We start from the raw sequence: 14,360 nt of genomic DNA, 5'->3' as shown, positions 1-14,360 counted from the left end.
TGACTAGTCCTTACTTTGACTGATGATGGCCGCCACCTTCTGATACAGCTCCGGCTCCCAACCCTGCGCCGTGGTATCGCGCATCAAGCGCGCAACGCTGGCGTACAAATCGTCCGCCAGCCACGACAACCCACGCGAGGCCAGCAGGTCGGCGGCAATCACGGTGGCGTAGCTGCGATGGCGCGGCGCGTTATGGGCGGCATGCAGTTCCTGCAGACGCAGCAGCACCACTTCCACGCCTTCGCTGTTGAGTTGGCTGGCCAGTTCGTCGCGCAGGCCGGCGTATTCCTGCACCGGACTGCCGGTGGTTTGCGCCTGATCGGCACCGGTGATCCAGGCCTGGGTCTGCGCATCCACGAACGGTGTGCCGTCGCTAAAGCACAGTTCCAGCAGGGCTGGTAGGCGGCAGACAAACCGCTCGCAAGTCTGGCGAATGGCGGCCGCCACCTCTTCCATCGCCAGGCGCGAGGCGACCTCGGCGGCCAGGTAACTGCCGCGTAGCCAGTACGGCGAGGCGCAGACGCTTTTTTCGATGCGCAGCAGCAGGTTCGGCTCAATGGCGTTGTGGTTCAGCGCGTCCTGATAGCCGTCGACGATATCCTTGGGCACGACGGTCAATTCGGTGCGACGGTCGCGGGTGATGGGCGGCGCAGTACGCAAATGCGACCACAGGCCGACGCGACGCAATTGGTAGCCGGTGGGGTCGTAAGGGTCTTGTTGATTGATCTGCTCGGCCATGTTCAACACGGCGCGGCGTTGTTCGCGCTCATTGCTCGGCGCTTGCGGTTTGGGGCGGGTGAAAAAGGCTGACTCCAGCACACTGCCGGAGGTGGCCGCACGGGCGGGCTCAGTGGCAACGACCGGCTCGCTGTATTTGTCCAACTGGCGTTGCAACGCGTCCAACGGGGCCGGGTCGAGCTTGGCGCTTTCGGCACAGCGTTGCAGGTTGGCCAGGGCCAGTTCCGCCGCGGCTTGGTAGGCCGGTTCAAAACTGCTGCGCTGCAGGGTCGGTAACACCTGCCCCAGGTCGCCCAACAGGCGCTGCACTTGCTTGCGCTTGTTCAGGTAACCGGTGGGGCCGGGCTTGGGGTGGGCACTGTCCCAATACAGTTCGACCATGCCGGCCAACAAACCCAGGGCATCGGCCCAGCGCGCCCATTGCCGGGTGCGCAGCCACACCACCTGCAGGTGCGCGACGACGCGCCAGTGCTTGCACTGGGTCGCCAGGTACTGGCGGGACGCTTCGTCGATATACGACCAGTCGATGTCGCCTTCACGCAGGCCACCAAGCTTGACCATCTCCTGGTCGATGGCCTGGTAGGTTTCGTCCTCAACATCGAAATGCCCGGCGGGCTGTTCGGGGTCGATGGGGGTCAGCAGCAGCTTGACAGTGTCCGCCGGCACGTCGATTACCAGCGACATACTTGGCGCTCCTGCTCGATCAGTTCACCCAGCCCTTCAGCGTCGAAGACCAGGCCGTGCAGCCGCGAATAGTCGCTCTCCAGTCGTAGACGCTGGCCGCCGCCCATGTTGCGCAACAAGGCAATCGCCTGCAGCCCGCGCCCGGCATCCACCACCAGACCCGCGTCGTCCAGCACCTGCCACTGATAAGCCCCGGAGACCGGGCGCTCATCCTTGAACAGTTGGATGCGAATCTTGTTGGGCTTGGCCGGTTCATCCAGCACCAATTGCAGGCGCGAGATTTTCGATTCGCAACTGATGGCCAGGTAAGGCCGAGGCGGTAGCGCGCCCAATGCTGGGGCTGAGATCACCAGCCGCTGTTGCTGATCGTTGTCCGGCTCCGGGAATGACGACAACAGAAAACGCTGATCCTCGGGTGGACGCTTGGCCTCATTGCGCTGGACCAGATCGACAATCGGCAGCACCCGGCCCAGGGCACGTGGCGGTGCTGGTGGCTGATGAATGGGCGTGCCGGCCGCCAGATCAAAGCATTCCAGGCGCTTCAAGGGCGAGACGATGGCAGGGCAATCCTGGGTCGCTGCCTGCGCCTCCATTACCGCCACAACCGTCAGGCAGAGCGCCCATTTCCATCCTCGCCATCCGTTGCGCATCAACGCCTCCTGAATTATGCCTCGTCGAATCAAAACCGGATATTTTTCAACTTCCGAACTAACGTGATTTAGACCGAAAGTTAAATTTATTAACTTGCAAAGCGTCACCCGCCCTCAATGGATAGGCAAGTAAAAGACGCGCAACACACTGCCAAATCGAGAATAAAAAGAGGCATCTTTCAGATAATTCCATAGCGAGCGTAGGAAATTTAGAAATTCTTATCGCGATGCTTTTTCCTACATCCACAGCCCACGAATCGCGTCCATTTCGTCCTACAAGACAAACCTTGCAACAGCTGGTTCTAATACGCCGACCTTACGAAAAGGATTTTTCCCATGTCGAAAACTCATGGTTCTGTCGCCCCCAAAGAACGCGTCAACATCAAGTACGTCCCAGCCACAGGCGATCAACAAGCAGAAGTAGAGCTTCCCCTGAAGCTGTTGGTTACCGGCGACTTCAAAGGCCACGGTGAACTAACCGCCCTTGAAGACCGGCAATCCGTTCGAATAGATAAAGACACCTTCAATGAAGTACTCACCAAAGCCGAAGTTGCTCTGAACATGGCGGTGCCGTCTGTTCTGAACAACGACCAAGACACCGACTTGAAAGTGCAACTTCAATTCAAAAACATCAATGACTTCGGCCCCGACGCAGTCGCCCGCCAAGTACCGGAGTTGAACAAGTTGCTGGAACTGCGCGAAGCCTTAGTTGCGCTCAAAGGCCCGATGGGCAATGTCCCGGCCTTTCGTAAACACCTGCAAACCCTGCTGACTGATGAAACCGCCCGTCAACGCCTGGCCAGTGAACTGAACCTGGTGCTCGACGCGCCCAACAACTGACTTGAACGCCCTTCTAAACGGAGTACTCCCCATGCCTATGGAAAGCGCCGCCGCCCAAGTATTGGTGGCTGACGAACCCCTGTCGTTGCTCGACCAACTGCTAGCCAACACCACCATTCGTCCGTCCCAGGAAGGTTATGCCGTGGCCCGCCAAGGCGTGGCCGCGTTCATCAGCGAAATACTGCAAAGCGGCGATCACCAGCAGCCGGTCAACAAGCACCGCGTCGACCAGATGATTGCTGAAATCGACCGCGCCCTGGGTAAGCAGATGGACGTGATCCTGCATGAGCCGCAGTTCCAGCAACTGGAGTCGTCGTGGCGTGGGCTGAAGCTGCTGGTGGATCGCACGGACTTTCGCGAAAACATCAAGCTGGAAATGCTGCACGTCACCAAAGAGGAGCTGCTGGACGACTTCGACAACGCCGGCGACATCACCCGCAGCGGCTTGTACAAGCACGTCTACACCGCCGGCTATGGCCAGTTTGGCGGCGAGCCGGTGGGCGCCATTGTCGGCAACTACACCTTTGGCCCCAGCTCGCCGGACATCAAGTTGCTCAGCTATGTAGCGTCCATCGGCGCCATGTCCCATGCCCCGTTTGTCTCGACGGCAGGGCCTGAACTGTTCAACCTCGAAGGTTTCCAGGGCCTGCCCGACCTCAAGGAAGTCAGCGACATTTTCGAAGGCCCACGCCACACCAAATGGCGCAGCCTGCGCGAATCCGAAGACGCCCGCCACCTGGCCCTGACCCTACCGCGCTTCTTGCTGCGCCCGCCCTATAGCACCGACGACAATTCAACGCGCAGCTTCGGCTACGACGAAACTGTCGACGGCAACCACGACAATTACCTGTGGGGCAACACGGCATTCCTGATGGCTTCGCGCATCACCGACAGCTTCGCCCGCTATCGCTGGTGCCCGAACATCATCGGCCCGCAATCCGGCGGCGCGGTGGATGACCTGCCGGTGCACCTGTATGAATCCCTGGGCCAATTGCAGGCCAAGATCCCGACCGAAGTGCTGATCTCCGACCGCAAGGAGTTCGAGCTGGCCGAAGCCGGTTTTATCCCGCTGACCATGCGCAAGGACAGTGACAACGCGGCGTTCTTCTCGGCCAACTCGGTGCAAAAACCGAAGAACTTCCCCAAGACCCGCGAAGGCCAGGAAGCCCAGACCAACTACAAGCTCGGCACCCAGTTGCCGTACCTGTTTATCGTCAATCGCCTGGCCCACTACATCAAGGTGCTGCAACGCGAACAGATCGGCAGTTGGAAGGAACGCCAGGACCTGGAGCGCGAACTGAACGACTGGCTCAAGCAGTACATCGCCGACCAGGAAAACCCTTCGTCCGATGTGCGCAGCCGTCGCCCCTTGCGCGCCGCAAAAGTCGTGGTGCAGGACGTGGAAGGCAATCCAGGCTGGTACCAGGTGTCGTTGGCCGTGCGCCCGCACTTCAAGTACATGGGCGCCAACTTCGAGATCTCACTCGTTGGTCGGCTGGACACCCAGTAAATGGGCGCCAGCCTGTTCGAACGCCTGGAACCCGACGCACCGCGCTACCGCCCCGGCAGCGCGGATGAACAGGTGCGCCAGCGTGTCGAGGCGATCAAACGCCACTTGGAACAGGTGCTCAATTCACGCCAGGGCTGCTCGCAAAGCAGCCCTGAGCTGGGCCTGCGTGACTTCAATGGCGTCACCCAGGCCAGCAGTGACCTGGTGGTGGCCATCAGCACCGATATCCGGCGTTCGGTGGAAGCCTTTGAACCGCGCATCAAGGTCACGGGCGTGCGCTTTCAGCCCGACCCGGACCTACCGCTGGAGCTGAACTTTCGTCTGGATTGCCAGGTGCAGGTCAACCACAAGGAAGAACAGGTGCAGATCGAGGTGGCCATGCACGGCCGCGACGGTTACACCCGCGTGAGATGAAAATGCAATGGACTTGAAACAACGCTTTGCCGAGGAGTTGCGCTACCTGCGCGAACTCGGCCGCGAGTTTGCCGAGGACAACCCGCAGTTGGCGCAGTTTCTCGGTGATCAGGCCGGCGACCCGGACGTGGAGCGGCTGCTGGAGGGCTTTGCCTTTCTCACCGCCAAGCTGGGCATGAAGATCGACGACGATTTGCCGGAGCTGACTCATCCGCTGCTGCAGATGCTCTGGCCCAATTACCTGCGGCCGTTGCCCAGCGCGACCATCATCCGTTTTACACCGTTGCCGGATGCGATCAGCCAGCGCCAGGTGATACCCAAGGGCACCCCGTTGTTTGCCAAACCGGTGGATGGCATCTCCTGCCAGTTTCGTACCTGCACTGACGTCAACCTGTACCCATTGGCGTTGCAGGAAGTCAGCGATGCCCACAGCCGCGAAGCCTCGGTGATGCGCATCGACCTCAAGGTGTTGACCGAGCAGCCGCTCACCAGCATGGCCTGCGACCAGCTGGACTTTCACCTGGGCGGCGACAACGCCACCGCGCTGACGTTGTACCTGTGGCTCGCCCATTACCTGGACAGCGTCACGTTGCACATAGATAAGCAAAGTTATCGCCTGCCGGCCAAAGCGATCGGCTTTCCCGGTTTCACACCCGACGAGGCGCTGCTGCCCTACCCGCGCAATGTGTTCGATGGCTACCGGATCCTGCAGGAATATTTTGTGTTCCCGCAGCGTTTTCACTTTTTCAGCCTGACCCAACTGGCGCGCGTCTGGCCCGAGGTCAGCGCCACCAGCCTGCGCTTTGAATTTCAGTTCAGCCGGCCTATGCCGCCTGATATCCGCCTGCGCACCAGCGATCTGCACCTGTACTGCGCGCCGGCGGTCAACCTGTTCCGTCATGACGCCAACCCGATTGCGCTGGATGGGCGCAGCCTGGAACGGCGTATCAGCCCCAGCGGCAACCGCCCCGAAGCCTTTGAAATTTTCAGCGTCGACCAGGTGGCCGGTTGGGATGCCGCCGACAAGGAGCGCAAGGGCGATCCGTTGCGACGCTTTACTCCGTTCGAGTCGTTCCAGCACGAGATCGAACACGCGCGGGGCCGCACCGCCCTGTATTTCCGCACGCATATCGAAGAGTCCCATGGGCGTGAGGGCTTGCGTCATCGCATCGCTTTCGTGCGCGGCGACGAAAGCCTGTACATCGGTGAGCATGAAGCAGCGTCCATCGAGTTGACCTGCAGCAACCGCGATTTGCCGCAGTTGCTGGGCGTCGGGGATATATCGCTGTCCACCGAAGTCACGCCGTCGTTCGCCACCTACACCAACCTGATCGCACCGACCCGCAGCTACCGGCCGGTGCTGGATGCCAGCCTGCACTGGACGCTGATTTCCAACCTGTCACTGAACTACCTGTCGTTGCTGTCGGCCGAGCCGCTCAAGGCAGTGATCCGCGCCTATGACTTCGCCGCCCTGCACGACCTGCAACAGGCCCGCGCCACGCGCAAGCGCCTCAATGGCATCCACGAGGCCGTGACCACGCCCATCGACTGGCTGATGAAGGGCCAGCCGGTGCGCGGCGTGCAAACCCGTTTGCAACTGGACCAGAACGCCTTCCTCTGCGAGGGCGAGTTGTACCTGTTCGCCAGCGTGCTTTCGCACTTCTTCGCGCTGTACGCGAGCATCAACTCCTTCCATCGCCTGGAAGTGATCAATACCACTAACAACGAGCGCTATGAATGGCCACTGTTGACCGGCAGACAACCCGTGATCTAGCCGATGTGCTGCTGGCCGACGCGCGGAACTACTCGTTTCACCGTCTGCTGGAGCATCTGCACGACTTGCATGGCGACGACTTGGAGGCACAGCCCTTGAGTGCGGCGGCGAGACGTCGTGTGCGCCTGCAAAGCCATGCAGGGTTGGGCTTTCCAGCCTCCGATGTAGTCGAGGCGGCACGCATTGAGGAGAACCGCGAAGAGGTGCGCTATCGCTTGCAGACCAGCTTCTTTGGCCTGCACGGTACCGACTCGCCCTTGCCCGGTTATTACCTGGACCGCCTGGCCTACGAGCAGGCCCAGGAGCGCGGGATTCGCCCGGCGTTCATGGATTTTTTCAACCATCGCTTGCTGACCCTGCTGCACACCAGTTGGCGAAAATACCGCTACTACATTCGCTTTCAGGCCGAGGCCAGCGACCGCTTTTCGCGCTACGTATTCTCCATGGTCGGGCTGAACGACAACGACCTGCGCGGTGCGACGCCGCTGCCATGGGGCCGCCTGCTGAGCTTTGCCGGGTTGATTGCCAACCGCAGCCGCTCGCCGTCGGTGGTGTCCGGCATCGTCGAACATTGTTTCGACCTGCACGGCGTGCATATCCGTGAATTCGAGGCGCGCTCGGTGAGTTTGGACCAACGCCAGCGCCTGTTACTTGGCAAAGCCAACGGTGTTCTCGGAAGCGATTTCGTGGTGGGCGACCGCAGTAAAACCCGCGCCAGCAAGTTCACCCTCGTCATTCCCAACCTGACCCAGACGCGCTTTCGGCAGTTTTTGCCCAGCGGCGATCAGTTCGGGCGATTGCGCCAGTTGATGGATTTTCTGCTGCGCGATGCCACCGCCTACGACCTGGAACTGGGGCTACGCGAAGAAGATGTACCGCCGTTCAACCTGCAACGCGCCAGCGGCACCCACCTGGGCTGGACCAGTTTTATCGAACATCAAGAACACCGCCATCCCGCCGTGGTGCGGATTCGGGGGCGCGCATGAAGCTGACCCTGGTTATCAACAATCCTGCGCAGTTGCTGCACGGCTATTTGCCTCTTCACCGGTTTGGCCCACAGGGCGGCAGCATCGGCAGTGCCGCAGTGGACTGGCGCCTGGAAGATCGCCACAACAGCGTACGCCCCAACCACTGCGACATCCGCGTCGTCGAAGGGCGCTTCTGCGTGATCGACCGCAGCGGTAGAACCTACGTCAACGGTCACGACCTGCCGCTTGAGCGCCATGTTGCGATCAGCCTCAACGACGGTGATCGATTGCAGATTGGTGCGTATCAGGTCACGGTGCAGTTGGGCGAGCACGCCCCAGGGCAGCATTCGCTCGATGAGCTGCTCGGCGACCACCCTGAAGGCATGCACGTGTGGCACCAGCAAGACCTGCCGAGTCGGCCACAGGTGGATAAGCGAGCTGCCACTTGCCCGGAATTCGAGCGTCTTTGCCAAACCGTGGATTTAACCGAGCAAGGCGATCCGCTGCTAGCGATGCATAAAGCGCCGCCGCCCGAAGCGCTGGCGGATATTAGCGCGCCTGCACACAAGCGCAGCGTCAGCCTGTTCAGCAACCTGCGCCTGGGCACCCTGTTGCTGGCCTGCCTGGCCCTCGGCGGCTGCACCATGCTCGGCAAAATCGGCCAGGTGATCTGGACCCCATCGATTCCGGTCGGCGGCCCCGACGACCAGCCCAGCCGCTACTCCCTGAGCCTGTACGCCAGCGACGACGTCAACCCGCGCCTGATCAGCACCGGCACGGCAATGGATGAAGACGCGAGCCGTTCGCCCTACACCCTCAACGTGCAGGCCGCCAGCCCGCAGGCGCTGACGGACAAGGTGCAAACCCTGCTCAATCACCTTTACGAAAGCGTACCGGCCCAGTCGCCACTGAGCGAGAAGCCAAGCCCCGTAGTGCCAATGTCGCCTATCGAGGACGCGCTGTTGGGCGACTACGACGCTCAGGGTGTGAGCCTGACCACGCCCTGGGGCAATCCGGCGCTGGCGCATGTCGCCACGCCCATCGCCTTCAAGGTCTTGCAGTTGACCGACGACTCGCTGCTGGTCAACGCCAGCCCACAAGCCATGGCCGACGACCTGAAAAAGACCTTGGGCAGCACCTACATCCGCGCCGACGACTACCTGCTCAACCCCGGCCAATTCAAGTTCATCGACCTGCGCGCCCTGAATGAAGACACCCGGTTTATCGCGGTGATTGCCAGCTACCACAACACCGATGTCGGCCAGTGGAAACAGCGCCTGCGCGTCGAGCCCAAGGGCCGCCAGTACGCCGTACTGGTGCAGTTGGATGCCACCCAGGTCAGCCTCAAGGGAGAAACCCGATGACGCCTCTTTCAGCCGCTTTTGCCCCGAGTAATCACCGATGAGTTCACGCAACCCCGTCATCTGGCATGAAGGTTTGTTCGTCAAACCCCAGCACTTCCAGCAACAGGCCCGCGCCGCCGAAGCCGCCGTGCACCAGCGCCTGCACAGCCTCAACGACGCCCTTTACGGTTTCAGCGAGCTGGCGTTGAACGACGAATACCTGAACTTCGGCAAAATCGCCATTACCCGGGCACGCGGGATCATGCCCGACGGCAGCGTCTTCGACATTCCCCACGACCTGGCACCGCCCTCCCCGCTGGAGATCGCTGACAGCAGCGCGGTCGGCCAGATCGTCTATCTGGCCCTGCCGCTGCGCTCCAACGGAGCCCTCGAAGTGCGCTGGCCCGACCAGTACGGCAACAGCCGCTACATCGCCCGCCGCGAGGAAATCCGTGACACCCACAGCGATGACGGCGATCAGGTCGGCATGGACCTGGCCGTGCCCAACCTGCAACTGATGCTCGAACGCAGCGACCGCAGTGCCTTTACCGGCATCGCCCTGGGCAAGATCAAAGACAAACGTCCGGACGGCAGCCTGGTGATGGACGAGCATTTCTACCCCACCAGCCTGTCCCTGCAAGCGGTGCCGGCGTTGCACCGCTACCTGGGGGAAGTTGCCGGGCTGATGCGTGAGCGGGCCAAGAATCTGGCCCAGCGGATCGGCTCACCGGGGCAGTCGGGGGTGGCTGACGTCACCGACTTCAACCTACTGCAAACCCTCAACCGCTTGTTCCCGTTGTTCCAGCACCTGGCCCGGCAACGCCAGGTTCACCCGGAGCGGCTGTACATCGCACTGGCCCAAGCCTGCGGCGAACTAGTGACTTTTACCGATGAAGGTCATCTGCCCCAAGAATACCCGGCCTACCAGCACGACAATTTGCGCGAGTCGTTCCAGATGCTGGAGCACACCCTGCGCCGCGCCCTGGGCACCGTGCTGCAACCGCGCGCGGTGTCGTTGCCGATCGTCGATCAGCAGTACGGCGTGCGCAGCGCCGCGTTGAACGACAAGCGCCTGCTGGAGAACGCCGAATTCATCCTCGCCGTGCGCGCCGAACTGCCCGCCGAGGCCCTGCGTCAGCAACTGCCCCGGCAGATCAAGATCACCTCCACCGAAGGGCTGGAGCAACTGGTCAGCCTGCAACTGCCGGGCATCCCATTGCGGCCGCTGCCGGTGGCGCCGCGCCACCTGCCGTTCCATGCCGGCTTCAGCTACTTCGAACTCGACCGCCATCACCCGGCCTGGCAAAGCCTGAGCAGCGGCAGCGGGTTCGGTTTCCATATTGCCGGTGAGTTCCCGGAACTGGAGTTGCAGTTCTGGGCGATCAGGAGTGAGACAGATGAGTGAAGCAACGCCCACCGAAACTCCGCCACCTGCGGACAACCATCAGCTCTTGGGTTATTTGCAACAGGCAACCGGCAGCAAAAAACCGGACCCTGTTGAGGAGCCAGCCAAGCCAAAGCGGCCGGTGCTACTCGCCGACCCTGAATACGACTTGCGCGGCGTGACCTGGAACCCGCTGTGCGATGCCGCCACGCCGCTGATCGGCCTGGTCATCCGCCTGCGCCGTCTGGACCACCACGATGACGTACCTGCGCTGTACCTGAGCGTCAGCAACCAGATCACCACCATCATGGAAGAAGTCAGCCAGCTCGACTACGACGCCGGCATGCTCAAGGCCTACTCCTACAGCCTGTGCTTGTTGATTGACGAGGTGGTCATGCGCACCACCTGGGGCCGGCTCTCCAGCTGGAGCGCACGCTCGTTGCTCAGCCAGTTCCACGGGGAAACCCAAGGCGGCGAAAAATTCTTCACCGTCATGAACAACATGATCCCCGAAGCCGCCCGGTACCAGCATGTATTGGAGTTCATGTACCAGTGCCTGATCTCCGGCCTCAAGGGCAAATACGGCGCCCATATCAAGGGCGATGACGAAATACAGAAGATTATCGACCAACTGCACGGCCTGTTGCGCCCCCTGCGCGGCGAGACGCCCAAGCGCCTGACCGACCCGCTGAAAAACGTCGCGCCACGCAACTACCGGATCAAACGCGCCTGGCCACTGTGGACGCCTTGGGCCATGGCCGCCGTCGTGCTGACGGTTGCCTACACGATCTACTCAATCCGCCTGAACGCCATCACCCAACAGGTGCTGGTGTCGCTGGAGCGGGTGCTTCACCTGTAACCGATTTTCAGCGCGCTCACACCGAGCGCCTGCAAAGCCATGGCCGTAAAGGCCATAACCCGCGACCCCACGGGTCGTTCACTTGATCGCGACAAGGAGCTTGTCATGCCAACACCCGCGTACATCAGCATCCACGGCAAAAACCAGGGCCATATCACCAAGGGCGCCTTCACCGCTGACTCGGTGGGCAACGTTTATGTGGAAGGTCACGAGGACGAAATCCTCGCCCAGGAAATCGACCACCAGATCGCCGCGCCCACCGACCCGCAAAGCGGCCAGCCCAGCGGCCAGCGAATGCATAAACCGCTGACCTTCACCAGCGCGCTGAACAAAGCCTCGCCACTGCTCTACCAGGCTCTGGCCACCGGCGAAATGCTGCCAACCGTCGAGGTTAAGTGGTTCCGCACCTGCTCTGAGGGCAAACAGCAGCACTTCTTCACCACCAAGCTCGAAGACGCCACCGTCGTCGAAATCCACACCGTGCTGCCGCACGCCCAGGACGCCGACAACGAAAACTATACCCAGTTGATCAAGACCAGCCTGTCGTACCGCAAGGTCAGCTGGAGCCATGTGGTGGCCGGCACCGAAGCCTCGGACGACTGGCGCAAACCGGCTGCAGCGGGTTAAGCGCGGCCCCTGCTCCGCCGCTGCTCTTGGTGCAGCGGCGGAGCCTTCACTGACTCAATACTTATCAGGAGGCTTTATGCCCGCCGTCGTTCTGATCGGTCACGACCATGATTGCCCGATGTGTGGCCCCACCACCATCAACAGCGGTACGCGCAACGTCATCGTCAACGGACGCGCCGTCGCCCTTGTCGGCGACACCCTGGGTTGCGGTGCCGTGATCACCAGCGGCTCGCCCTCGATGACCGTCAACGGAAAAGCCGTGGCCCGCGTCGGTGACACCACCAACCACGAAGGCGTGCTGGAAAACGGCGACGCCAGTTGGTTGATCAACTGACCCACACTCACCACAAGGAGGTTCCATGCCCCGTCAAAGCGACCTGCGTTATACCTTCCAACCGCTGCGGGGCGATCCCTTCGAAGTGGTCTCGTTCGCCCTTGAAGAAGGTCTCTCCCAACCCTTCAAACTTGAGCTGGAACTGGTCAGTCATCACCCGGCCATCGACTTCTATCGCATGCTCGACCTCGCCGCCGTGTTCACCATCTGGCGCGAGGACACCCCGGTGCGCTACGTCCACGGCCTGGTCAGCCTGTTCCAACAGGGCGACACCGGCTTTCGCCGCACCCGCTACACCGCCGTAGTCGAGCCGACCCTGGCGCGTTTCAACCTGCGCTCCAACTGGCGCATCTTCCAGGCCCAGACCGTGCCCGACATCATCACCAGCATGCTGGCCGAGCATAAGTTGACCGACATCCGCAGCGAAATCTGCTTCGAGCACCAACCCCGCGAATACTGCGTACAGGCCGGCGAAACCGACCTCGACTTCATCGCCCGCCTCGCCGCCGAAGAGGGCCTGCTCTACACCTTCGAACACCGCGCCGACGGCCACACCCTGGTCCTCACCGACCGCGTCGGCGGGCTGGGCACCATCGGCACCCATACCGATTGCCCGGTGATCTACCAGGCCATGGGCGGCGGCGACGCCACGGAACCGGCACTGACCCGCTTCCATTACACCGAACAAGTGCGTACTGCACGCCAGGTGCAGCGCGACTACACCTTCACCCACCCGCGCTACAACCAGCAGCACACCGCCACCGGCGACCAGGACCTGAACAACCAGCACAAGGACTACGAGCGCTACGACTACCCCGGGCGCTACAAGCGCGACATCGCCGGTAAGCCCTTTACCAAGACCCGCCTAGCAGCCCTGCGCAACGACGCCAAGCTGGCCCACGTGGAAGGCGCCGCTACGCGCCAAACCCTGCATTGATGGCCCGCAGATAGCCACCGTCGTCGGCCCGCCAGGAGAAGAGATTTATTGCGATGAATGGGGCCGGGTGAAAGTGCAATTCCCGTGGGACCGCTCGGACAAAAACAATGATCAGAGTTCGTGCTGGATTCGTGTGGCTCAAGGCTGGGCCGGGGCGACCTGGGGCTCGATGGCCATCCCGCGTGTGGGCCAGGAGTTAGTGATCAGCCACCTGGACGGAGATCCTGACCAGCCGATCGCCACTGGGGCCGCCTACAGGCAGACCAACCTGCCGCCCTACGAGCTGCCCAAACACAAGACGAGGATGACCATCAAAAGCCGCACCCATAAGGGCGAAGGTTTCAATGAGCTGCGCTTTGAGGATGAGCTGGGCCAGGAGGAAGTGTTTATCCATGCCCAGAAAGATCAGAACACCGTCGTCAAGAACAACCAGACCCAATCGATTGGCGCGGACCGAAGCAGCCAGGTCGGCCAGGACGAAACCATCACCGTCGGCCGCACCCGCATGCGGGTGGTTAAGGCCAATGACACTCTAAAAGTAGGCGGCAGCAAAAGTGACTCAATCGCCGACGAATACACCATCGAAGTGGGCAACGCTTTACGCCTGAAATGCGGCAAGACGGTGATCGAGCTGCAGGCCAACGGCACGCTGAATATCACGTGCGAGAACTTCAATATCACCGGATTGCAGTCCGGCCAGATCAACACCCCTGACGGCATGCTGGATCTCAATGTGGAAGGTGGTACTGCTGCCGTTGCTGCTGACGGTCGAGCTGCCAGCGCGCTCCAGGACGAAGTCAACAGTCATTTTCAGCAGGACTGAGGACTTTGACTGACCTGCATTTTCCCAAATTAAGGACCACCTGAATGGCCAGATACCTGACTCAGGATCTCAACGTCGATCTCGGCGATGAAATGCCCGATGACACCACACTGAACATGCTCCGGTTTCGGGAGCGGCAAACCACTTTGGTCATCGCTCGTAGCGCGCTACCAGAACACCAAAGCCTGGATGACGCTTACACGTTTCAACTGGACTTGCTGCACAAACGGCTCACCGCGTTGACCTGCACTGATCCCGTGACCGTATTGATTGGGAAAGACAAGCAAGTCGAAGGTCGTGAAGCAGCACTGCAGTTCATGCATGGAAATCAGCCTATGTATCAGCTCCAGTTGGCCTGCCAACTGCCTGGGCAACAACGCCTGCTGGTCCTGAACTACAGCAAACACAGCGCGCTGACCGAGGCAGATATTAGCCATTGGCGCGTGATCAAAGACAGCCTGCTCTTTTCCTGATC

The 14,360-nt window shown here is 61.2% G+C and carries 13 protein-coding genes and 1 pseudogene; 12 read left to right on the top strand and 2 right to left on the bottom strand.

Annotated elements, in window-relative coordinates:
• Positions 1-3: 3 nt before the first annotated feature.
• Together tssA and vasI are read right to left on the bottom strand one after the other, a co-directional pair.
• On the bottom strand, positions 4-1,422 hold the full coding sequence (tssA, locus tag JJD66_RS10155; RefSeq protein ID WP_200648072.1) for a type VI secretion system protein TssA: 1,419 nt from the start codon (positions 1,420-1,422) through the stop codon (positions 4-6).
• On the bottom strand, positions 1,410-2,072 hold the full coding sequence (gene vasI, locus JJD66_RS10150) for a type VI secretion system-associated protein VasI (protein WP_234452196.1): 663 nt from the start codon (positions 2,070-2,072) through the stop codon (positions 1,410-1,412). The genes tssA and vasI overlap by 13 nt, the downstream gene beginning before the upstream one ends.
• Before the next feature lie 336 nt (positions 2,073-2,408).
• Here vasI and tssB point away from each other — a divergent pair, with 336 nt between their 5' ends.
• From tssB to JJD66_RS10090, 12 genes and pseudogenes are all read left to right on the top strand, one after another.
• Positions 2,409-2,912, top strand: coding sequence for a type VI secretion system contractile sheath small subunit (gene tssB / locus JJD66_RS10145; protein ID WP_200648071.1), 504 nt, complete (start codon positions 2,409-2,411; stop codon positions 2,910-2,912).
• Between the two features lie 37 nt (positions 2,913-2,949).
• On the top strand, positions 2,950-4,422 hold the full coding sequence (tssC, locus tag JJD66_RS10140; protein ID WP_200648087.1) for a type VI secretion system contractile sheath large subunit: 1,473 nt from the start codon (positions 2,950-2,952) through the stop codon (positions 4,420-4,422).
• A complete protein-coding gene (gene tssE, locus JJD66_RS10135) occupies positions 4,423-4,836 on the top strand; it encodes a type VI secretion system baseplate subunit TssE (RefSeq protein ID WP_198715059.1) in 414 nt (137 codons plus the stop codon).
• 7 nt (positions 4,837-4,843) lie between these two features.
• A complete protein-coding gene (gene tssF / locus JJD66_RS10130; protein ID WP_200648070.1) occupies positions 4,844-6,610 on the top strand; it encodes a type VI secretion system baseplate subunit TssF in 1,767 nt (588 codons plus the stop codon).
• On the top strand, positions 6,574-7,596 hold the full coding sequence (tssG, locus tag JJD66_RS10125) for a type VI secretion system baseplate subunit TssG (protein WP_198715057.1): 1,023 nt from the start codon (positions 6,574-6,576) through the stop codon (positions 7,594-7,596). The genes tssF and tssG overlap by 37 nt, the downstream gene beginning before the upstream one ends.
• Positions 7,593-8,942: a type VI secretion system lipoprotein TssJ gene (gene tssJ, locus JJD66_RS10120; RefSeq protein WP_200648069.1), complete on the top strand. Its 1,350-nt coding sequence runs from the start codon at positions 7,593-7,595 to the stop codon at positions 8,940-8,942. The genes tssG and tssJ overlap by 4 nt, the downstream gene beginning before the upstream one ends.
• Before the next feature lie 37 nt (positions 8,943-8,979).
• Entirely contained in the window at positions 8,980-10,326 is a 1,347-nt protein-coding gene (tssK, locus tag JJD66_RS10115) for a type VI secretion system baseplate subunit TssK (RefSeq protein WP_200648068.1), read from the top strand.
• Positions 10,319-11,164 carry a type IVB secretion system protein IcmH/DotU gene (gene icmH / locus JJD66_RS10110; RefSeq protein ID WP_200648067.1) on the top strand — a complete coding sequence of 282 codons (846 nt, stop codon included), beginning with the start codon at positions 10,319-10,321 and terminating at the stop codon, positions 11,162-11,164. Before tssK ends, icmH begins: the two co-directional genes overlap by 8 nt.
• 105 nt (positions 11,165-11,269) lie before the next feature.
• Complete coding sequence (locus JJD66_RS10105) at positions 11,270-11,791, top strand: Hcp family type VI secretion system effector (protein ID WP_198715053.1); 522 nt, start codon at positions 11,270-11,272, stop codon at positions 11,789-11,791.
• Between the two features lie 76 nt (positions 11,792-11,867).
• The gene (locus tag JJD66_RS10100; RefSeq protein ID WP_198715052.1) at positions 11,868-12,125 is read left to right on the top strand and encodes a PAAR domain-containing protein; all 258 of its coding nucleotides are present in this window, start codon (positions 11,868-11,870) and stop codon (positions 12,123-12,125) included.
• Positions 12,126-12,150: 25 nt separating this feature from the next.
• Positions 12,151-13,657, top strand: a pseudogene (locus tag JJD66_RS10095) (type VI secretion system Vgr family protein); the annotation flags it as partial.
• Positions 13,658-13,929: 272 nt separating this feature from the next.
• The gene (locus tag JJD66_RS10090; RefSeq protein WP_198715050.1) at positions 13,930-14,358 is read left to right on the top strand and encodes a DcrB-related protein; all 429 of its coding nucleotides are present in this window, start codon (positions 13,930-13,932) and stop codon (positions 14,356-14,358) included.
• Positions 14,359-14,360 lie beyond the last annotated feature (2 nt).

This window comes from Pseudomonas sp. MF6751, assembly GCF_016613265.1.
GTDB lineage: Bacteria > Pseudomonadota > Gammaproteobacteria > Pseudomonadales > Pseudomonadaceae > Aquipseudomonas > Aquipseudomonas fluorescens_BV.
The sequence above is the reverse complement of the archived record's forward strand: the minus strand, read 5'-3'. Positions and strand labels throughout refer to the sequence as shown.